Origin of the sequence: Terrabacter sp. Root85 (genome assembly GCF_001429185.1) — a bacterium.
Lineage (GTDB): Bacteria > Actinomycetota > Actinomycetes > Actinomycetales > Dermatophilaceae > Terrabacter.
On record NZ_LMIW01000001.1, the window covers coordinates 400,921 to 419,668 of the forward strand.

The 18,748-nt window shown below is 71.2% G+C and carries 20 protein-coding genes; 7 read left to right on the plus strand and 13 right to left on the minus strand.

All coding sequences use genetic code 11. The annotated features are described in order from the left end of the window. The first annotated feature begins 139 nt into the window (after window positions 1–139). From ASE25_RS01900 to ASE25_RS01910, 3 genes are all read left to right on the plus strand, one after another. A complete protein-coding gene (locus tag ASE25_RS01900; RefSeq protein WP_028785824.1) occupies window positions 140–1,243 on the plus strand; it encodes an ABC transporter ATP-binding protein in 1,104 nt (367 codons plus the stop codon). Between the two features lie 127 nt (window positions 1,244–1,370). After that, window positions 1,371–2,030: a Pr6Pr family membrane protein gene (locus tag ASE25_RS01905; protein WP_056771587.1), complete on the plus strand. Its 660-nt coding sequence runs from the start codon at window positions 1,371–1,373 to the stop codon at window positions 2,028–2,030. Then, the gene (locus ASE25_RS01910) at window positions 2,027–3,271 is read left to right on the plus strand and encodes a DUF4032 domain-containing protein (RefSeq protein ID WP_056771589.1); all 1,245 of its coding nucleotides are present in this window, start codon (window positions 2,027–2,029) and stop codon (window positions 3,269–3,271) included. Before ASE25_RS01905 ends, ASE25_RS01910 begins: the two co-directional genes overlap by 4 nt. Window positions 3,272–3,331: 60 nt before the next feature. On the opposite strand, the gene ASE25_RS01915 is transcribed toward ASE25_RS01910, so the two are convergent. From ASE25_RS01915 to cysS, 4 genes are all read right to left on the minus strand, one after another. Continuing rightward, window positions 3,332–3,871, minus strand: coding sequence for a vitamin K epoxide reductase family protein (locus tag ASE25_RS01915; RefSeq protein ID WP_056771592.1), 540 nt, complete (start codon window positions 3,869–3,871; stop codon window positions 3,332–3,334). 7 nt (window positions 3,872–3,878) lie between these two features. After that, window positions 3,879–4,730: a DUF929 family protein gene (locus ASE25_RS01920; RefSeq protein WP_056771595.1), complete on the minus strand. Its 852-nt coding sequence runs from the start codon at window positions 4,728–4,730 to the stop codon at window positions 3,879–3,881. 249 nt (window positions 4,731–4,979) lie between these two features. Then, window positions 4,980–5,951: a 23S rRNA (guanosine(2251)-2'-O)-methyltransferase RlmB gene (rlmB, locus tag ASE25_RS01925; RefSeq protein ID WP_056771598.1), complete on the minus strand. Its 972-nt coding sequence runs from the start codon at window positions 5,949–5,951 to the stop codon at window positions 4,980–4,982. Window position 5,952: 1 nt separating this feature from the next. Continuing rightward, window positions 5,953–7,458, minus strand: a complete 1,506-nt coding sequence (cysS, locus tag ASE25_RS01930) for a cysteine--tRNA ligase (RefSeq protein WP_056822352.1) — start codon at window positions 7,456–7,458, stop codon at window positions 5,953–5,955. 125 nt (window positions 7,459–7,583) lie between these two features. Between cysS and ASE25_RS01935 the strand changes: the two genes are divergently transcribed. Then, the gene (locus tag ASE25_RS01935) at window positions 7,584–8,333 is read left to right on the plus strand and encodes a hypothetical protein (RefSeq protein WP_156415407.1); all 750 of its coding nucleotides are present in this window, start codon (window positions 7,584–7,586) and stop codon (window positions 8,331–8,333) included. Window positions 8,334–8,405: 72 nt separating this feature from the next. Here the strand turns inward: ASE25_RS01935 and ASE25_RS01940 are convergent, their stop codons facing one another. The 6 genes from ASE25_RS01940 to ASE25_RS01965 all read right to left on the minus strand — a co-directional run bounded on the left by ASE25_RS01940 (window position 8,406) and on the right by ASE25_RS01965 (window position 12,959). Beyond that, entirely contained in the window at window positions 8,406–9,080 is a 675-nt protein-coding gene (locus ASE25_RS01940; protein ID WP_056822355.1) for an MBL fold metallo-hydrolase, read from the minus strand. After that, complete coding sequence (locus tag ASE25_RS01945; protein ID WP_056822357.1) at window positions 9,077–10,159, minus strand: S-(hydroxymethyl)mycothiol dehydrogenase; 1,083 nt, start codon at window positions 10,157–10,159, stop codon at window positions 9,077–9,079. The genes ASE25_RS01940 and ASE25_RS01945 overlap by 4 nt, the downstream gene beginning before the upstream one ends. A 168-nt stretch (window positions 10,160–10,327) precedes the next feature. Next, on the minus strand, window positions 10,328–10,846 hold the full coding sequence (ispF, locus tag ASE25_RS01950; protein WP_056822360.1) for a 2-C-methyl-D-erythritol 2,4-cyclodiphosphate synthase: 519 nt from the start codon (window positions 10,844–10,846) through the stop codon (window positions 10,328–10,330). Next, on the minus strand, window positions 10,846–11,643 hold the full coding sequence (locus ASE25_RS01955) for an SDR family oxidoreductase (protein ID WP_056822362.1): 798 nt from the start codon (window positions 11,641–11,643) through the stop codon (window positions 10,846–10,848). The genes ispF and ASE25_RS01955 overlap by 1 nt, the downstream gene beginning before the upstream one ends. Window positions 11,644–11,755: 112 nt before the next feature. Continuing rightward, window positions 11,756–12,463 carry a 2-C-methyl-D-erythritol 4-phosphate cytidylyltransferase gene (ispD, locus tag ASE25_RS01960; RefSeq protein ID WP_056823752.1) on the minus strand — a complete coding sequence of 236 codons (708 nt, stop codon included), beginning with the start codon at window positions 12,461–12,463 and terminating at the stop codon, window positions 11,756–11,758. A gap of 13 nt (window positions 12,464–12,476) precedes the next feature. Then, a complete protein-coding gene (locus tag ASE25_RS01965; RefSeq protein WP_020145708.1) occupies window positions 12,477–12,959 on the minus strand; it encodes a CarD family transcriptional regulator in 483 nt (160 codons plus the stop codon). 308 nt (window positions 12,960–13,267) lie between these two features. Between ASE25_RS01965 and ASE25_RS01970 the strand changes: the two genes are divergently transcribed. Further along, complete coding sequence (locus ASE25_RS01970) at window positions 13,268–13,789, plus strand: hypothetical protein (RefSeq protein WP_056772675.1); 522 nt, start codon at window positions 13,268–13,270, stop codon at window positions 13,787–13,789. A 78-nt stretch (window positions 13,790–13,867) separates the two neighbouring features. On the opposite strand, the gene ASE25_RS01975 is transcribed toward ASE25_RS01970, so the two are convergent. Further along, window positions 13,868–14,551: a response regulator transcription factor gene (locus ASE25_RS01975; protein WP_020145710.1), complete on the minus strand. Its 684-nt coding sequence runs from the start codon at window positions 14,549–14,551 to the stop codon at window positions 13,868–13,870. A 62-nt stretch (window positions 14,552–14,613) separates the two neighbouring features. Beyond that, complete coding sequence (locus tag ASE25_RS01980; RefSeq protein WP_056822364.1) at window positions 14,614–15,933, minus strand: cell wall metabolism sensor histidine kinase WalK; 1,320 nt, start codon at window positions 15,931–15,933, stop codon at window positions 14,614–14,616. A gap of 278 nt (window positions 15,934–16,211) precedes the next feature. On the opposite strand from ASE25_RS01980, the gene phoU reads away from it, so the two are divergent. Beyond that, window positions 16,212–16,922: a phosphate signaling complex protein PhoU gene (phoU, locus tag ASE25_RS01985; protein WP_020145712.1), complete on the plus strand. Its 711-nt coding sequence runs from the start codon at window positions 16,212–16,214 to the stop codon at window positions 16,920–16,922. 66 nt (window positions 16,923–16,988) lie between these two features. Further along, the gene (locus ASE25_RS01990) at window positions 16,989–17,939 is read left to right on the plus strand and encodes a type IV toxin-antitoxin system AbiEi family antitoxin domain-containing protein (RefSeq protein ID WP_056822368.1); all 951 of its coding nucleotides are present in this window, start codon (window positions 16,989–16,991) and stop codon (window positions 17,937–17,939) included. A 49-nt stretch (window positions 17,940–17,988) separates the two neighbouring features. Here ASE25_RS01990 and ASE25_RS01995 read toward each other — a convergent pair whose 3' ends face one another. After that, entirely contained in the window at window positions 17,989–18,732 is a 744-nt protein-coding gene (locus tag ASE25_RS01995; protein WP_056822370.1) for a phosphoglyceromutase, read from the minus strand. Between the last annotated feature and the right edge of the window lie 16 nt (window positions 18,733–18,748).

Consider the following 18,748-nt stretch of genomic DNA (forward strand, 5'->3'; position numbering starts at 1 on the left):
TCAGAGGGGTGCAGATGGACCAGGGGTGGCCTTCGGGGCGGGCATGGGTCATGATGACGAGGCCTGCTCACCCGGGCAGGCACACCTTTACAACGGATCGTCCGGCACGTTCCTGCCGGTGAAGGAAGGCAAAGAAGCCATGGCAACAGTGACGTTCGACAACGCGACGAGGCAGTACCCCGGGAACCCGATTCCCTCCGTCGACAAGCTCAACATCGAGATCGCGGACGGGGAGTTCCTCGTCCTGGTCGGCCCCTCCGGGTGTGGCAAGTCCACCTCCCTGCGCATGCTCGCCGGCCTCGAGGAGGTCAACGGCGGACGCATCCTCATCGGTGACCGCGACGTGACGAACCTGTCCCCCAAGGACCGCGACGTCGCGATGGTCTTCCAGAACTACGCGCTCTACCCGCACATGACGGTCGCCGACAACATGGGCTTCGCGCTCAAGATCGCCGGCGTCGACAAGGCGGAGATCCGCAAGCGCGTCGAGGAGGCCGCCAAGATCCTCGACCTGACGCCGTACCTCGACCGCAAGCCGAAGGCCCTCTCCGGTGGCCAGCGCCAGCGCGTCGCGATGGGTCGTGCGATCGTGCGCTCCCCCCAGGTGTTCCTCATGGACGAGCCGCTGTCCAACCTCGACGCCAAGCTCCGCGTCCAGACCCGCACGCAGATCGCCTCGCTCCAGCGCCGCCTCGGCGTCACGACGGTCTACGTCACGCACGACCAGGTCGAGGCCATGACGATGGGTGACCGCGTCGCGGTGCTCAAGGACGGCATCCTCCAGCAGTGCGACAGCCCGCGCCGCATGTACGACCACCCGGCCAACGTCTTCGTCGCCGGCTTCATCGGCTCGCCCGCCATGAACCTCATGGAGGTGCCGGTCACCGACGGCGGCGTCGACCTGCACGGCCACACGGTCCCGGTGGCGCGTGAGGACCTCGCCAACGTCGGCAAGAACGTCACGCTCGGTGTCCGTCCCGAGGACCTCGAGCTGTCGTCCGACCAGTCGGGCATCCCCGTCACGGTCGACGTCGTCGAGGAGCTCGGCGCCGACGCCTACATCTACGGCTCCACCGAGCAGAAGCTGCTCGAGGCCACCGGCGAGAACGCCGGCGCCGTGCCGTTCATCGCCCGCGTCGACGGTCGCCGCCCCCCGGAGAAGGGCGACAAGATCTACCTCAAGCCCAAGTCCGGCCACGTGCACGTCTTCAACGCCGAGTCAGGGCTGCGCGTCGGCGACTGAGCCACTCGCGTACCACCACATCACGCCGCTGGGCCGGCACCCTTCCTGGGTGCCGGCCCGGCGCCGTTGTGGCGCAACGCTGGACAACATCCGGCACCGGCACCTCGGCAAGCCCTAGGCTCCGCGTGTGACCAAGTCGACGATCGGGCGGTACTGGCACGTCGCGACGCTCGTCGTCGCGGTCTTCGCGCTCGCCTTCCAGCTCTACCTCGTGGCGACCGGCGACAACATCCTCGACTCGAGCGCGGTGACGACCACCCGGCCCGAGCAGGTGCGGCGCTTCTTCTCCTACTTCACGATCCAGGCGAACTTCCTCGTCGCGGTCTCGACGTTCCTCATCGTGCGCGGACGCATCGAGTCGCAGGTCTTCCGGGTCGTCCGCCTCGCGTCGCTGGTCGGGATCACGGTGACCGGGATCGTCGCGGCCATCGCACTCCCCCCGTCGCCGAACTACACGACGGGCTCTCTCGTCTGCGACCGGCTCCTCCACATCGTCGTGCCGGTCCTCACCTTCGTCGGGTGGGCCGTCTTCGGCCCGCGCGGCAAGGTCACGCGCGAGGACCTGCTGCCCTCGCTCATCTGGCCGGTCCTCTGGCTCGTGGCCACCCTCGCCCTCGGACCGCTGGTCGACTGGTACCCCTACCCCTTCCTCAACGTCGGCTCCATCGGCCTGGGCCGAACCCTGCTCAACTGCGCCCTCATCGCCGCCCTCTTCCTGGCGCTGGCCGCCCTTGCGCTCTGGGCTGATCGACGCCTGTCGCGCGACCGTGCCACGATGAACGCGTGACGCTCGAGATCACCACCGCCAGGCCCGAGTCCGCCCTGCTCGACCTGCCGTGGTCGACACCGCTGGAGGAGTGGCCCGAGAGCCACCTCGCCGCGCTGCCCCGTGGCATCTCGCGACACGTCGTGCGCTTCGTCAAGCTCGGGCCGCGCGTCCTCGCCGTCAAGGAGATCAAGGACGACATCGCCGACCGCGAGTACGCCATGCTGCGCAACCTGCGTCGCCTCGACGTGCCGTCGGTCGAGCCGTTCGGTGTCGTCCACGGTCGCACGACGGCCGACGGGGAGCCTCTCGACGCCTGCCTCATCACGCGCCACCTGCAGTTCTCCCTGCCCTACCGCGCGCTCTACAGCCAGAACCTCCGGCCCGACACGGCAGTGCGTCTCATGGACGCGCTGGCGGTCCTGCTCGTGCGCCTGCACCTCGAAGGCTTCTGGTGGGGCGACGTCTCGCTCTCCAACACGCTCTTCCGTCGTGACGCGGGCGCCTTCGCCGCCTACCTCGTCGACGCCGAGACCGGTGAGCTGCACGCACGGCTGTCCAACGGCCAGCGCGAGCACGACCTCGACATCGCCCGGGTCAACATCGCCGGCGAGCTCATGGACCTCGCGGCCGGGGGCTTCCTCGAGGAGCACGCCGACCCCTTCGAGGTGTCTGCATCGGTCATCGAGCGCTACCACACGCTCTGGGACGCCCTCACCGGCACGGAGCGCTTCGAGGTCGGTGACCGCTGGCGGGTCGACGAGCGCATCCGGCGCCTCAACGAGCTCGGCTTCGACGTCGACGAGCTGTCGATGACGACCGACATCGGCGGCACCGAGATCGTCATCACCCCGAAGGTCGTCGACGCGGGCCACCACTCCCGCCGCCTGTTGCGCCTGACCGGCCTCGACGTCGGCGAGAACCAGGCCCGCCGCCTGCTCAACGACCTCGACGCGTACGCCGCCGCGACCGACCGCCAGGGTGACGACGAGGAGATCGTCGCGCACGACTGGCTCGCCAAGATCTACGAGCCGGTGACGCGTGCCGTGCCTCGAGAGCTGACCGGCCGCCTCGAGCCGGCCGAGATCTTCCACGAGGTGCTCGAGCACCGCTGGTACATGAGCGAGCGCGCCGGGCACGACACCCCCATCGAGGACGCGCTGCGCGACTACGTCGCGACGGTCCTGCCGGCCAAGCCGGAGGAGAAGGCGGTGCTCGGCGTCGACACCGAGGAGATGCCCGTCATCAGCCGCTTCGACTGAGGACGTATGCCGTCCGGCTGGATCGAGGTGGTTCGTCGCCGCCCGGCCCGGCGGGACACCTCAACCCGCCACAGCGTCCTCGTCGGTGCCCATCGCGAGGTCGTCAGCCGGTCCCGAGAGGATCTGGCCGAAGAGGACGACGATCCAGAGCAGGAACGTCACGACGTGGACGGCCGTGCACCACAGGCAGATCGCGTGGATCCGGTAGAGCTCGGCCCACACGAGGTAGAGCGCCATGCCGAGGCCGATCGTGAGCCAGGCGAGGCGGACGGCGTCGAGCCAGGGCTCCGGCCGCCGCCAGACCGACGGGAGGCAGAGGCCCAGGGCGACGACGAAGAAGACGAGGCCGAGCAGCGCGACGGGCACGCCCATGAAGGTGCTCCACGCGCTCGTCGTCACCTTCGCGCAGTCGACGACGCCGCCGATGCTGCAGGCGAGGGTCGCGTTGGCGGTGAAGTGCTCGAACGTCAGGTAGACCGAGACGATCAGCCCGACGACGACGAGGCCGACGGACACCGGGGCGAGCCACCCGGGTCGGACTCGCCCGGCACCGACCGGGATGTCGTCGGCCGTCGTCACGTCGTCACGCTGCGGGCTCACGCCGACGTCACCGCTTGAGCAGCACGGACGCGGCCGCCACGCCCTGGCTCGTGCAGACGTCGGCGGGCTTGCCCTTGGTCTGGTCGCAGATCTGGGCGGTGATCATGTTGATGGCCGGCGTCACGGTCTTGCCGATGTCGGACGTCGGGTCCTGGATGCCGGCGATGATCTGGTCGTAGGTCTTGCCCTCGAAGGCGTTGGCGTCGACCGTCGCGCCGTCGGTGGCGTGGGTGCCGCCGTAGGTGATCCACGGGATGCCGCCACCGGGGTTGAACTTCTGGAAGAGCGCGAGGTTCTCGCCGTCCAGGGTCTGCAGCGGCTGCTTGTTGCGATCCTGGGTCTCGACGGCCTCGAACGCGACGACGTCGCTGGTGTACTTCGCGTCCTTGAAGGAGAACGTCGGGGTGTTCGGGTGGACGTCGTCGCTCGAGCTCGTCGTCTCGGTGACACCGGTGAACGTGCCGAAACGGGACAGCGCCCCGATGAGCGCCCAGCGCTCCATCGCGCAGAACGGGCAGTACTCGGCGCCGATGTAGAGCACCTTCGGCTTGCCGTCCTGGGTCAGCGCCGTGCCGCCCTGGAGCTTGGCGGGGGCCTGCTCCGGCGTCGGCGCCGGAGCCTGGTCGAAGAGGGAGGCGGGCAGCTTCTCGAGGGTGGCGAGCGCGGCCGCCCCGCCGCTGGCCGCGGGGGCATCCTTGGGCCGGTTGGAGATGACGATCCCCAGGACGACGGCGATCACGATGACGACCACCGCGACCGACGCGGCAATGACCTGCGTGCGCTGACGGTCCTTGCGGGCGGCCTCGGCGCGCAGCTGCGCTGCCCTGGCGGCCGTCTCGGCACGGTTGCTCTTCGCCACGAATCTTGTCCTTCGGTCGGTCCCGCTGCGGTGCCGCAGCGCTCGGTTGCGCGCCCTCAGCGGCACGTCACGGCGTACTACAGGGCGTAGTGGAGGTCGACAGCACTCTATCGAGCACCACCTGACCAGCGTCGGGCGGGCCGTCGGAGTTCCCTGAGCGTATGCCGGACGGTCGCCAGTGGCCGGATCGTGACCTGGGCCGCTGACCCCGCCGGCCACCGGCCGGCCGGCCGGGGTCAGCGGCGAGAGTCAGCGGCGGCGCTGGCGGGCGATCTCGTAGAGCGTGACGCCCGTGGCGAGGCCGGCGTTGAGCGACTCGACGGCAGAGCTCATCGGGATCGACACGATCTGGTCGCACGTCTCGCGGACGAGGCGCGAGAGGCCCTTGCCCTCCGACCCGGTCACGATGACGAGCGGCTCCGTCGCGAGGGAGAGGTCGGGCAGCTCGACATCGCCGTCCATGTCGAGGCCGAGGATGAAGAAGCCGGCCTTCTTGAACTCCTCGAGGGCGCGGGTCAGGTTGCTCGCGCGCGCCACGGGGATGCGGGCCGCAGCACCGGCCGAGGTCTTCCACGCCGACGCGGTCATCCCGACCGAGCGACGCTCGGGCACGACGACGCCGTGGCCGCCGAAGGCCGCCACGGAGCGCACGATGGCGCCGAGGTTGCGCGGGTCGGTGATGCCGTCGAGCGCCACGACGAGCGGGATGCCGGGCATCTCGGGGTCGATGAGGTCGTTCGGGTGGGCGTACTCGTAGGGCGGCACCTGCAGCGCCATGCCCTGGTGCACGCCGCCGTCGGTGAGGCGGTCGAGCTCGCCGCGCGGCGTCTCGAGGATCGCGAGGCCACGCTCGGTCGCGATCTTGAGCGCCTCGCGCACGCGGTCGTCGGTGTCGATGCGGGTGGCGATGTACATCGTCGCCACCGGCACGTCGGCTCGCAGCGCCTCGACGACGGAGTTGCGGCCGTAGACCATCTCGCTCGAGGCCTTGCTGCGGCTCTTCGAGCGGGCCTGGCCGCGTCCGCCCGGTCCGGGGGCACCGGAGCCGGACCGCTTCGCCGCCGCCTTGGCGCGCTTGTGGGCGGGGTGGTACTCGCGCTCGGAGGCCTTGGGCGTGGGGCCCTTGCCCTCGAGTCCGCGGCGGCGCTGGCCGCCGGAGCCCACGGTCGCGCCCTTGCTGTTCTTGCGGATGGCGCCGCGCCGCTGGGAGTTGCCTGGCATGTCAGCCCTGTGCCTTCTCGGCCCGGGGGGCCGCGGTGGGGTGGTCGGTGGTGGTGTCGGTGGCGGTCTCGGCGTCGCCGCGCGCCGGGCGGGCGAGCGACCACTGGGCGCCGGACGGGGTGTCGGTGATCTCGATGCCGACCGCCGTGAGCGTGTCGCGGATCTCGTCGGCCCGCTCGAAGTCGCGCTCCTGGCGGGCGACCTGGCGGGCGTCGAGCTGGGCCCGCACGAGGGCGTCGAGGGCCAGCTCCGAGGCGGCGTCCTCGCGGCTGCCGCCGGAGCCCCAGTGCGCAGCGAGCGGGTTGATGCCGAGCACCTCGGTCATGGCGACGACGGCGGCCGCCGCCTCGAGGGCCGCCTCGTCGTCGTCCTCGTCGAGGGCGCTGTTGCCGGCGCGCACCGTGTCGTGCACGACGGCGAGCGCCCCGCTGACGCCGAGGTCGTCGTCCATCGAGGCGACGAAGGCGGCCGGGAGCGCGGCGGCCACCAGGGGCACGATCGTGCCGCGTCGTGCCGCGCGTTCGAGGAAGCCCTCGATGCGCTCGACGGCGGCCGCGGCCTCCTCGAGGGAGCCGGGGTGGTACTCGATCATCGAGCGGTAGTGCGCGGCCGTGAGGTAGTAGCGCAGCACGATCGGCCGCGTCTGCTCGAGCAGGTGACGCACCTCGAGGGCGTTGCCGAGGGACTTGCCCATCTTCTGGCCCTTGACCGTGACCCACGCGTTGTGGAGCCAGTAGCGGGCGAAGCCGAGCCCGGCCGCGCGCGACTGCGCCTGCTCGTTCTCGTGGTGCGGGAAGCGCAGGTCGATGCCACCGCCGTGGATGTCGAACTCGTCGCCGAGCCAGCGTCGGGCCATGGCCGAGCACTCGAGGTGCCAGCCCGGACGACCGGCGCCGAAGGGCGTCGGCCACGACGCGCTCTCGGGCTCGTCGGACTTGTGGCCCTTCCAGAGCGCGAAGTCCCGCGGGTCGCGCTTGCCGCGGGGGTCGGCGTCGTCGGCGCCCACCATGTCGTCGAGCGACTGGCCCGTCAGCGAGCCGTACTCGGGCCACGAGCGCACGTCGAAGTACACGTCGCCGCTGCCGTCGGGGGCGGCATACGCGTGGCCCTTCTCGATGAGCGTCTCCATGAGGGTCACCATGTCGGGGACGTGACCGGTCGCCCGCGGCTCGTAGGTGGCCGGCTCGACGCCGAGCGCGTCGAGCGCCTGCGAGGTGAGGCGCTCGTTGCGGTAGGTCAGGGCGAACCAGTCCTCACCGGCGTCGGCGGCCCTGCGCAGGACCTTGTCGTCGATGTCGGTGACGTTGCGCACGAGCGTGACGTCGTAGCCGTGACCGACCTCGAGCCAGCGGCGCAGCACGTCGAACGCGACGGCGAACCGGATGTGCCCGATGTGCGGCGCACCCTGCGTCGTGAGGCCACAGATGTACATGCCGACCTTGCCCGCCTCGCGCGGCGTGAAGTCGCGCAGCTCCCGGGTCGCGGTGTCGAACAGTCGTAGGCTCACCCGCCGAAGTCTATCGGCGCGTCGCCGCGCACCCGACCACGCACGTACGAGCACGTATGCCGTCCGGCCGGCCCGGCCGGCCCACGATCGCGACCTCGCCGGCGCCCCGCGGCTACGCTCGGGCCATGGCGCAACCGCGGCTCACGAGCTACGAGCGGCTCGACGGTTCCGAGGTGCGCGCCGTCATCAGCTACCTCGGCGAACGCATCGACACCTACCTGCCCCGCCACCCCGGGCTGCGTGCCGCCACCGAGGAGCTCGGCAAGGTCGTCGACGCCCTCCTCGACCGCCGCCGCCGCGCCCCCGCCCAGCGGGCCGGCCTCCTGTGGACCTCGCGGGCCCTCATCGTCGTCGTACTCGCCGTGTCGCTCGTCGCGGTCGGCATCGCGGTGCGTGACGCCGTCGCCCGGGCCGGGTCCGTCGCCGCGTTCGAGTGGCTGCCCGTCGTCGAGAGCCTCATCAACGACCTCGTCTTCGCCGGCATCGCGATCTGGTTCCTCCTGTCGCTCGCCGACCGGGTCGTGCGCAACGACCTCATCCGCCGGCTGCACCGCCTCCGCTCGCTCGCCCACATCATCGACATGCACCAGATGAGCAAGGACCCGGCGGCGCTGCTGCCCGACACCCGGCTCGGCACGGTGGCGGGCGACGAGGTCGTCAGCCCGCGCACGATGTCGGTGCGCGACTACGCCCTCTACCTCGAGTACTGCTCCGAGCTGCTGTCGCTGACGTCCAAGGCCGCCGCCCTGTGCGCCGAGGAGTCGACCGACGCCCTCGTCCTCGACACCGTGAGCGAGATCGAGAACCTCACGACCGGTATGGGCCGCAAGATCTGGCAGAAGATCAGCCTGCTGCGCGACGCGCCCCGCGCCTGAGCGAGCGGGGACCGCCGACCCGGGCACCCGGCATACGCCCGCTTGCGTATGCCGGGTGGCTCGGCAGGTGGGTCAGTGACCCCGGCGGATCCACTCCTCGACATCCGGCTTCTCGTCGCCGATGGTCGTCGCTCGGCCGTGCCCGGTGAGGACGACCGTCTCGGGTGGGAGGGAGAGCAGCTGGTCCTTGATCGACTCGACGATGGTCGGGAAGTCGGAGTAGGACCGACCGGTCGCGCCGGGGCCGCCCTGGAAGAGCGTGTCACCGGTGAAGACGACCCCGAGGTCGCGGGCATGGAAGCAGCAGGCTCCCGGCGCGTGGCCGGGGGTGTGCAGCACGAAGAGCTCGACGTCGCCGACCTGCACCACGTCGCCGTCGGCGAGGTCCAGCGACGGGGCGAGGTCGGGGTGGCTCTGGTCCCACAGGACGCGGTCGTCGGGGTGGAGCGCGACCTTCGCCCCGGGATGGGCGGCGAGTAGCTCGGGCACGACCGTGACGTGGTCGTCGTGCGCGTGCGTCAGCAGGACGTGGGTCAGGCGGCGGTCACCGACGAACTCGAGGATCGGGCCGGCGTCGTGCGGGGCGTCGATGACGACGCACTCCGTGTCGTCGCCGATCACCCAGACGTTGTTCTCGACCTCCCACGTGCCGCCGTCGAGGCTGAAGGTGCCCGCGGTCGTCGTGTGGTCGATGCGGACGCCGCCCTGCGAGGGCGTGACCCGGTCGCCCGCCGCGTCGGCGCTCACAGCTCGACCACCGATCGCAGGACCTCACCGGCGTGCATCTTGTCGAACGCCGCCTCGATGTCTGCGAGGCCGATCCGCTCGGAGACGAAGGCGTCGAGGTCGAAACGGCCCTGCTTGTAGAGGTCGACGAGCATCGGGAAGTCCCGGCTCGGGAGGCAGTCGCCGTACCAGCTGGACTTGAGGCTGCCCCCACGGCCGAAGATCTCGATCATCGGCAGGGTGACCTGCTGGTCCGGCGTGGGCACGCCGACGAGGACGACGGTGCCGGCGAGGTCTCGCGCGTAGAAGGCCTGCTCGTAGGTCTCGGGGCGTCCGACCGCCTCGACGACGACGTCGGCGCCGTTGCCGTCGGTGAGGCTGCGGATCGCCTCGACGGCGTCGGTGTCCGTGCTGTTGACGGTGTGCGTCGCGCCGAAGTGCTTGGCCTGCTCGAGCTTCGCGTCGCTGACGTCGACGGCGATGATCGTCGTCGCGCCGGCCACCTTGGCACCGGCGATCGCCGCGTTGCCGACGCCTCCGCAGCCGATGACGGCGATCGAGTCGCCGCGTCCCACGCCGCCCGTGTTGACGGCCGCACCGAAGCCGGCCATGACGCCGCAGCCGAGCAGACCGACGGCAGCGGCGTCGGCCTCGGGCACCTTGGTGCACTGGCCGGCGGCGACGAGCGTCTTCTCGATGAAGGCTCCGATGCCCAGGGCGGGGGTCAGCTCGGTCCCGTCGGTCAGCGTCATCTTCTGCGTGGCGTTGTGCGTGTTGAAGCAGTACCAGGGCTTGCCCTTGGCGCAGGCCCGGCACTGGCCGCACACGGCGCGCCAGTTGAGGATGACGAAGTCGCCCGGGGCGACGTCGGTGACGCCCTCGCCCACGGCCTCGACGTAGCCGGCGGCCTCGTGGCCGAGCAGGAAGGGGTAGTCGTCGTTGATGCCGCCCTCGCGGTAGTGGAGGTCGGTGTGGCACACCCCGCAGGTCTCGATCTTGACGACCGCCTCACCCGGGCCCGGGTCCGGCACGACGACGTCGACGACCTCGACGTCGGCCCCCTTGCTGCGGCTGATGACACCCTTGACGGTCTGCGGCATGTTGGCTCCTCGGCGTGCGTCCCTGCGGTCCCCTCGATCCTGACAGACCCTCCCCCCGCTCGATGCGGGCGGCCTCCCCGTCACCCTCGAGTGAGCGCCCAGCCACACACGAGTGAGCGCCCGGTCACGTCCGGTGCGTCCGCGCGTGCCCCGCCTGGGACGGAGCGCTCACTCGACTGGTGCGGAGCGCTCACTCGACGGGGGGGTGGGGACGACGAGAGCCGTCGCGACGGCGGCGACGCCCTCGCCGCGGCCGGTCAGGCCCAGCCCGTCGGTCGTCGTGCCGCTCACCGACACGGGCGCTCCTGCGGCGGAGGTGAGCACCGCCTCGGCCTCTGCGCGGCGGGTGCCGACCTTGGGCCGGTTGCCGACGACCTGGACCGCGATGTTGCCGATCTCGTAGCCGGCCTCGCGCACGAGCCGTGCCGCCTCGGAGAGCAGCGTGACGCCGGAGGCTCCGGCGAGCTCGGGGCGCGACGTGCCGAAGTGCGCGCCCAGGTCACCGATCCCGGCCGCCGAGAAGATCGCGTCGCACGCCGCGTGGGCCGCGACGTCCGCGTCGGAGTGGCCGTCGAGACCCCGCTCCCCCGGCCAGTGCAGCCCGGCGACCCACAGCTCGCGGTCGGTCCCCTCGGGGGCGTACGCGTGGACGTCGACGCCCACCCCGACGCGCGGGAGCGACGTCATCAGGCGTCCTTCCAGTCGATCGGGCCGCGGTGGATCTTGTGGGGAGCGGCCTGCGCCACCGGCTTGATGACCATCGTGTCGATGTTGACGTGCTGCGGCAGCCCGACGACGAAACCGACGCACTCCGCGACGTCGTCGGCGACGAGCGGACGGTCGACCCCGTCGTAGACCTTGTCGGCCGCGGCGCGGTCCCCGTGGAGCCGGGTCAGGGAGAACTCCTCGGTGTGGACCATGCCGGGCCGGATGTCGACGACGCGGATGTTCTCGCCGTTGAGCTCGAGGCGCAGGGTCTCGGAGACGACGGACGTGCCGTGCTTGGCCGCGACGTAGCCGGCGCCACCCTCGTAGACGCGCTCACCGGCGATCGAGCTGATGTCGACGATCGTGGCCCGGGAGGAGCGTCGCAGCAGCGGCAGCACGGCCTGGGTGACGCGCAGGGTCCCCACGACGTTCGAGGCGAACATCCGCTCCCACTCCTCGGGGTCACCGTCCTCGACGCGGGTCACCCCGAGCGCGCCGCCGGCGTTGTTGACGACGACGTCGCACCGACCGAGCGACGCGACGCCCTCGGTCACCGTTGCCGGGTCGGTGACGTCCATGACGAGCGCACGGGCCGAGCGGCCGGCGCCCTGGATGTCGGCCACGACCTCGTCGAGCTTCTCGCGGCGACGGCCGGCGACGACGACGTCGAAGCCGTCGCGCGACAGCCGCCGCGCGATGGCCGCACCGATGCCGGTGCCACCACCGGTGATGAGAGCCGTCGGTCGGGACAGGGCGGTGCTGGGGTCGGTCGTCACGCTGCCGAGGATAGGCAACTCCCGGGTTCGATGTGTGCTGCGGTCACCCGTGACCGCGGAACACCTCGAACGACGGTGGGGCCCGAGCTCGGGTCCGCGGTCGGGTCCGAGGTCAGGAGGCGCCGAGCAGGCGGGCCGCGGCCTCGAGGTCGCTCGGCGTCGTGACCTTGAGGGCCCGGGGGTCACCCTCGACGACGAGGACCCGCCCCCCCAGCCGCTCGACGAGCCCGGCGTCGTCGGTGGCGTCGCTCGACCCGGCGTGGGCGCGCTCGAGGACGTCACGGCGGAAGCCCTGGGGCGTCTGCACCGCGCGCAGGCCCGAGCGGTCGGGGGTGGCGACGACGAACCCGTCGCCGTCGACCTGCTTGATCGTGTCGACGACCGCGGTGCCGGGCACGACCGCCACGGCGCCTGCCGCGACGGCGGCGACCACCCGGTCGAAGACGTCGACCGGCGTCAGGCACCGGGCGGCGTCGTGGACGAGGACGATGTCGACGTCCCCGCCGAGCACCCGCAGACCGGCCGCGACGGAGTCGCCCCGCTCGGCCCCGCCCGGCACGACGGTCACCGGCGTCGCGGACCGGAGCTCACGGCATACGCCCTCGGCGAGCTCGTCGGCCTGCGCCCGGTGGGTGTCGGGGACGACGAGGACGACCTGGGCCACCGCGGCGCACGACAGGACCCCCCGCAGGGCGTGCCCGAGCAGGGGCAGCCCGGCGAGGGGCACGAACGCCTTGGGCACACGTGCCCCCAGACGCGAGCCGGAGCCGGCCGCGACGACGATGACGCCGACGCGACCGGCTCCGGTCTCGTTGTTCAGTGTGCTGCCCTGATCAGGAAGCGAGGACCTCGTCGAGGATGGTCTCTGCCTTCTCCTCGTTCGTCTTCTCCGCGAGCGCGAGCTCGGAGACGAGGATCTGGCGGGCCTTGGCGAGCATGCGCTTCTCGCCGGCCGACAGACCACGGTCCTGGTCACGACGCCACAGGTCGCGCACGACCTCGGCGACCTTGATGACGTCACCCGACGCAAGCTTCTCGAGGTTCGCCTTGTAGCGACGCGACCAGTTGGTCGGCTCCTCGGTGTGCGGCGTGCGGAGCACCTCGAAAACGCGGTCGAGGCCTTCCTTGCCGACGACGTCGCGGACACCCACGAGGTCACAGTTCTCGGCGGGGACCTCGATCGTCAGGTCACCTTGGGCGACCTTGAGCTTGAGGTAGAGCTTGTCCTCTCCCTTGATCGTGCGTGTGTTGATCTCTTCGATGAGTGCAGCCCCGTGGTGGGGGTACACGACCGTCTCGCCGACCTTGAAAACCATCTGCTGTTTTCCCCTTTCGCGACCTCCAGATTATCACGAAGCTGTGCACATCGCGATCTCAGGATCCGGCATCTGTGCAGGTCAGAGCCACAGTCGAGGCCCGGGACGCGATATGTGACGTCTTGACAGAACGCCGTTCGGCATGCTTTGCGCCAGCCTCTCGGGGACGGATCAGGGCGGCCGAGGCGCCCGTCGGCGGCCGGTGGACATCGCGTCGGAGCCGCGGCCGACGTCGGCTCGGCGCGCCCGCCGAGCCGTGACGGCGGGTGCACGGGTCCGACGAGTCGTACGCCGGTAGGCTGTCGCCCGTGAAGCGTCGATACCCCGCCCTGACCCCCGCGCGTCGCTCGTCCACCCGCCGGGTGTCGACGGTGCTCGCCGGTGTCGCCCTCGCCGTCGTGACGACCGGGTGCCAGGTCAACTCGCCCGTCCAGACCAACACGCCCTACGTCCCGGCCGACGGCGTCCCCGCCGACGTGGGAGAGCTCGCCGTGCGCGACCTCGCGCTCGTCGGTGACGGCAGCGGGACGGTCGTGATCTCCGGCTCGGCCATCAACCTCGGCGAGCAGGACATGACCGTCCAGATCGCGCCCCAGGCCGACCCCAACGCCACGAGCGCGCCCAGCGGCTCGGAGGTGCAGCTCGGCCCGCGCGAGCAGGTGAACCTCGCCGGCAAGGGTCTGCAGCTGACCGACGTCAAGACCAAGCCGGGCGGCCTCGTCCCCGTCACCATCACGTCGAGCGCCGGTGGCACGACCGTCGTCAAGGTGCCCGTGCTCACGGCGAGCGGCTACTACGCCACGGTGACGCCCGCGCCCACCGGCAGCTGAGCCCCACCGTCGGGGGCTGCTCCCGATCGTCAGACCGCAGCAGGTGTGCGGGGCACAGCCGCCGGCACACCGCTCGGCTCAGCCGGCCTCGAACTTGTAGCCGAGCCCGCGCACGGTGACGATGTGCACCGGGTTGGCCGGGTCGGGCTCGATCTTCGCGCGGAGGCGCTTCACGTGGACGTCGAGCGTCTTCGTGTCGCCGACGTAGTCGCTGCCCCAGACGCGGTCGATGAGCTGCATGCGGGTCAGGACGCGACCGGAGTTGCGCAGCAGCATCTCGAGCAGCTCGAACTCCTTGAGCGGCAGCGACGCCGACCGCCCCTGGACGCTCACGGTGTGGCGCTCGACGTCCATCCGGACCGGTCCCGACTCGAGCGTCGAGGGCAGCAGGTCCTCCGGCTCGGCGAGGCGACGCAGCACGGCCTTGACGCGCGCGAGCAGCTCACGGCTCGAGTAGGGCTTCGTGACGTAGTCGTCGGCACCGATCTCTAGGCCGACGACCTTGTCGATCTCGCTGTCCTTGGCGGTCAGCATGATGACCGGCACCGAGGAGCGCTGGCGCAGCGCGCGGCACACGTCGACCCCCGAGAGGCCGGGCAGCATGAGGTCGAGCAGGACGAGGTCGGCCCCGTTCTTGTCGAACTCGGCCAGGCCGTCGGGCCCGGTCTCGGCCACGGCGACGTCGTAGCCCTCCTTCTTCAACAGGTAGGACAACGGGTCGGAGAACGACACCTCGTCCTCGACGATGAGAATGCGACTCACTACGGGCCTCTCGGGGTCGGGCAGCGTGGGGCTGGTGGGCTGCTCAGGCAGTGGGGACGTGACTAGGCGTTGACGGACGGGGTCGGGCCGGCGCCGCGGGACGGCTCGGCCTCAGGCGCGGCGCCGCGCCCGGCGTCGACCTCGGCCTCGGTCTGGGTCTCGGTCTGGGTCTCGGTCTGGGTCTCGGAGGGGACGTCGGGCTCGGACGGCGGGAGGGCGGCATACGTCGTCGGATCGGCGGGCGCGATCGCGGCGGAGGCGTTGGCGGCGGGCAGCTCGATGGTGAACGTCGACCCCCGACCCGGCTCGGACCACACCGACACGTTGCCGCCGTGGTTGTCGGCGACGTGCTTGACGATGGCCAGGCCCAGCCCGGTGCCGCCGGTGGCCCGCGACCGGGCCGTGTCGACGCGGTAGAAGCGCTCGAAGATGCGCTGCTGCTCGTCGGGCGCGATGCCGAGTCCCTGGTCGGTGACGGAGACGTCGATGACACCCGGGCGACCTCGACGCACCATGACGCCGACACGGGTGCCGCCGTCGGAGTAGGCGATGGCGTTGCCGACGAGGTTGCTGATGGCCGTGGTCACGAGCTCGGCGTCACCCCACACCTCACAGCCCTCGTCGATGGCCGTCACGATCTCGATGCGGTGCTCGTCGGCGATGAGTCGGCTGCGGTCGGCGGCGTCTCGCGCGCACGCACCGACGTCGATGACCGTCGGGTCCTTGATGACGTCGGCGCCCTGGAGGCGCGAGAGCTCGACGATCTCCTTGACGAGTCGCGTCAACCGCTCGGACTCGACGCTGATCCGCTTCGCGAAGCGCGCGACCGCCTCGGGGTCGTCGTGCGCGTCGAGCACGGCCTCGGCGAGCAGCGAGATGCCGCCGACCGGGGTCTTGAGCTCGTGGCTGACGTTGGCGAGGAAGTCGCGGCGGATCTCCTCGACGCGGGCCGCCTTGGAGCGGTCCTCGACGAGGAGGAGCACGTGGTCGGCGCCGAGGGGCGCGACCCGGGCGGCGACGACGAGACGGCCGTCGCCGATGCCCTTCTGCAGGGTCAGCTCGGCCTCGCGGATGACACCGTCGCGGCGCACGGCGCGGGCGAGGTGGAGCAGCTCCGGGTGGACGAGCTCCTGGCCGCGCACCAGGCCCTGGGCGACGGCGGCGGGTGAGTTGTTGACGACCCGGTCGGACGAGTCGACGAGGATGCCGCTCGAGCGGAGCACGGCGATGACCTCACCGACGCCGGGGGGCAGCGGCGGAGCGGGCGGCGAGGGCGTCTCGGCCGCCGTCGAGCGGTCCGACAGGCGCACGGCGACCATCGCCACGCCGCCCAGGGCGAGGCCGGCGATGCCACCGAGCGTTGCCGCTGTCGTCGGGTCCACGACACTCAGCGTACGCATCACGCCGACAGACTCGGACCACGCGGGACACGCGCGTGCGGAGCGCGAACCCACTGTTCACCTTGGCGTCCCCACCCATTCACGAAGCCCTGCCAACCTCTGCACCAGCGGGGGACGTGACACCGCGAACGTATGCCGTCCCGCGCGCGTCGCGAGTGGCAGGCTGGCTCCCGACACGGCGCCGCCGCACGTCACACCGGTGCAGACGGCAACGCACGACCACGCACGACCACGCACGACCGGCAACTGACAGGAAGACCATGCGCGACCAGTTCCACGAGGACCTCGACACGATCTCGGACCAGCTCGTCGAGCTGACCCGGCTCGCGGGGTCGGCCATCTCCCGCGCCACGACCGCGCTCCTCGACGCCGACGTCCACCTCGCGGAGTCGGTCATCGAGGCCGACCGAAAGCTCGACGACATCCGCATCGAGCTCGACGAGCTGTCGATCGACCTGCTGGCCCGCCAGCAGCCCGTGGCCACCGACCTGCGCATCGTCGTGACGGCGATGCACATGAGCTCGGACCTCGAGCGGATGGGCGACCTCGCCCGTCACGTCGCCAAGGTCGCCCGCCTGCGCACGCCCGACTCGGCGGTGCCTCCGGAGCTGCGCTCTCACATCCTGCAGATGGGCCAGGTCGCCGAGTCGATCGTCGCCAAGTGCGGGTCGATCATCGCGAGCAAGGACGTCGCTGCGGCCATCGCGCTCGAGAAGGACGACGACGCGATGGACGACCTCCACCGCGAGCTCTTCGCCGCCCTGCTCGACGAGAACACGTCGTGGTCGCGCAGCTCGATCCTCGACCTGACGCTCGTCGGCCGGTACTACGAGCGCTTCGCCGACCACGCCGTGTCGGTCGCTCGCCGCGTCATCTACCTCGTCACGGGTGAGTACGACTCCGAGGTCAGCTACGACCACGAGGACGCCGAGGACGCCGACGTGCTCGAGGCCATCGAGCACGACGCCTGACCCTGCTACAAGGCAAGCGGGGACAACCACGGCCAGCGGGCCCCGCCTACGGCGAGCATGTGCGTCATGCAGCGCACCATTGCCGCCCACGCTGCGGCGCAGCTGGGCCTCGTCACACGCACCCAGGCCCTCGGGGCGGGCCTGACCGAGGCAGCGGTCAGATGGCGTGTCGAGTCCGGACGCTGGGTCGCCGTGCAGCGCGGCGTCTACTCCACGACGCCGGGCCGTGACGACTGGGAGTCGCGGGCCCTGGCCGCCCTGCTGAGGATCGGCATCCCCGCAGCCCTGTGCGGACCGAGCGCCGGTTTCCTCTGGGGACTCATCCCGCACCCGGGACCGGACATCCACGTCGCCGTCCCGGTCGACCGAAGGCCGGAGGCAACCGGAGGGATCGTCGTGACCCGGAGCCAGTACGCCTACCAACGTACCGACGAGCGTGCGTGGCCCCACCGCATCAGCCTCGACCACACGGTGTTTGACCTGGCCGCCGGCCGGCCTGTGGACCGCGCCGTCGGCCTCATCGCCAAGGCCGTCCAAACGCGCCGCACGACCCTGCGCAACCTCCGAAACGCGCTGGAGCAGCGGCCCGGCCAGGCGCACAGGACCCTCTTGCTCGAGGTCTTGGGCGATGTCGAGGACGGGGCCGAGAGCCCCGCCGAACGTCGCTACACCCGCGACGTGGAGCAGGCGCACGGGCTCCCGTCAGCGCACCGACAGTCCGCCGGTCGCGGAGACACACGGTGCGACAACGACTACGAGCCGTTTCGCGTCAAGGTCGAGGTCGACGGCAGACTCGGTCACGCCGGCTGGGCGAACCAGCAGCGTGACGGCCGCCGGGACCGACGCAACGCCGCCGACGACTGGCTGACGGCTCGGGTCTACTGGACCGACGTCGCGGTGACGCCGTGCGAGACGGCACTCGAGCTCGAGGCGATCTTCCGCAGCCGCGGATGGTCCGGACGAGCGCGTCCATGCCGCCGTCGGGACTGCGCGGTCCGCCGGCGCATGGAGGGTTGACGTTGCCGGAGCAGCGCCAACCCTCCAGGCAGGCAGAGGCTTGGGCCGGTCAGCGGCCCTGGTTGGCGACGGCCTCCGCGGCGGCGCGAGCGGCCTCGGGGTCGAGATAGCGCCCACCCTGGGTGACGGGGCGGAACGACTCGTCGAGCTCGTAGACGAGCGGCATCCCGGTCGGGATGTTGAGGCCGGCGATGTCGTCGTCGGAGATGCCGTCGAGCGTCTTCACGAGGGCGCGCAGCGAGTTGCCGTGGGCGGCGACCATGACGGTCAGGCCGTCGGCGAGGTCGGTCTGGATCTCGTTCTCCCAGTAGGGCATCAGACGGGTCACGACGTCCTTGAGGCACTCGGTCGCGGGCATCGCGGCACCGAGGCCGGCGTAGCGCGCGTCACCATGCTGCGAGAACTCGTCGTCCTGCTCGATGGGCGGCGGCGGCACGTCGTAGGAGCGGCGCCACAGCATGAACTGCTCCTCGCCGTACTGCTCGAGGGTCTGCTTCTTGTCCTTGCCCTGGAGCGCGCCGTAGTGGCGCTCGTTGAGGCGCCAGTCACGCTTGACGGGGATCCAGTGGCGGTCCGCGGCGTCGAGCGAGAGGTTCGCGGTCGTGATGGCCCGGCGCAGGAGCGAGGTGTGCACGATGTCGGGCAGGATGCCGGCGGCCTTGAGCTGCTCGCCGGCGCGCACGCCCTCGGCACGGCCCTTGTCGGTGAGGTCGACGTCGACCCACCCGGTGAAGAGGTTCTTGGCGTTCCAGTGGCTTTCGCCGTGGCGGACGAGGACGAGCGTGTAGGTCATGGCGCCAGCCTAGCGA

Bases quoted from the DNA above. Each gene is read 5' to 3' on its own strand.
- ASE25_RS01900 (WP_028785824.1), top strand. From the start codon at position 140: ATGGCAACAGTGACGTTCGACAACGCGACGAGGCAGTACCCCGGGAAC.
- rlmB (WP_056771598.1), bottom strand. From the start codon at position 5,951: ATGCCAGGCAACTCCCAGCGGCGCGGCGCCATCCGCAAGAACAGCAAG.
- ASE25_RS01935 (WP_156415407.1), top strand. From the start codon at position 7,584: ATGGCGCAACCGCGGCTCACGAGCTACGAGCGGCTCGACGGTTCCGAG.
- ASE25_RS01945 (WP_056822357.1), bottom strand. From the start codon at position 10,159: ATGCCGCAGACCGTCAAGGGTGTCATCAGCCGCAGCAAGGGGGCCGAC.
- ispF (WP_056822360.1), bottom strand. From the start codon at position 10,846: ATGACGTCGCTCCCGCGCGTCGGGGTGGGCGTCGACGTCCACGCGTAC.
- ASE25_RS01965 (WP_020145708.1), bottom strand. From the start codon at position 12,959: ATGGTTTTCAAGGTCGGCGAGACGGTCGTGTACCCCCACCACGGGGCT.
- phoU (WP_020145712.1), top strand. From the start codon at position 16,212: ATGCGCGACCAGTTCCACGAGGACCTCGACACGATCTCGGACCAGCTC.
- ASE25_RS01990 (WP_056822368.1), top strand. From the start codon at position 16,989: ATGCAGCGCACCATTGCCGCCCACGCTGCGGCGCAGCTGGGCCTCGTC.
- ASE25_RS01995 (WP_056822370.1), bottom strand. From the start codon at position 18,732: ATGACCTACACGCTCGTCCTCGTCCGCCACGGCGAAAGCCACTGGAAC.